The sequence below is a fragment of the Pseudoalteromonas luteoviolacea CPMOR-1 genome (assembly GCF_001625685.1).
Taxonomy (GTDB): domain Bacteria; phylum Pseudomonadota; class Gammaproteobacteria; order Enterobacterales; family Alteromonadaceae; genus Pseudoalteromonas; species Pseudoalteromonas luteoviolacea_K.
In genome coordinates this window covers 1-600 of sequence record NZ_AUYC01000080.1, presented here as the reverse complement: position 1 = coordinate 600, position 600 = coordinate 1, and the positions used below count along the sequence as shown (strand labels likewise).

Genomic DNA, 600 nt, shown 5'->3' with positions numbered 1-600 from the left:
AAAAAGCCTAGATAAAACAAAACCCGCAAACTTTGGCGAGGGCGCGGGTTTCGAATCAATAACAGGATTTATTATGACACACACAGCACAAAAATCAAACAGGGGTAACGTATGAGTAGGGCTGCAACCGATTGGGCTTGGAAACAAGACCTTAATGCATCGCAAAAACTTCTTTTACTTTCCCTTGCAGATAGGGCAGATGAAGATCATTGCTGCTGGCCTAGTATCACTAGGCTAGTTAAAGACACTAGATTGAATGAAAAGACTATCGGCGCAAACCTTAAAAAGCTCCAAGCCCTTACGCTTATACGTGATACTGGCAGAAGGAAAGGTGTGACGGGCAAAGTTAAAGTTTACCAATTGATAGGCGTTGAAGACGAGCGCTTTTCCAATAGCACCAAAACTGGGGTTATTAAAAATAATGTCTCTGAACAGCCCATAGATAAAGGGGCTCAAGAAGCTAAAGAAACTAATAACCCCAAAAGCGGGGGTATTAGTAAAAACACCCCCAAAAACGGTGGTTTGAATACCCCCAAAAACGGTGGTTTGAATACCCCCAAAAACGGGGGTCAGAACCAGTCATTAGAACCACCCATTGAA

1 protein-coding gene is annotated in these 600 nt (G+C 43.0%); it reads left to right on the top strand.

Annotated features, from left to right (window positions below; translation table 11 throughout):
* Positions 1-111: 111 nt before the first annotated feature.
* Positions 112-600: helix-turn-helix domain-containing protein (locus N473_RS23145; protein ID WP_196766468.1), on the top strand; the 489-nt coding region annotated here is incomplete at its 3' end.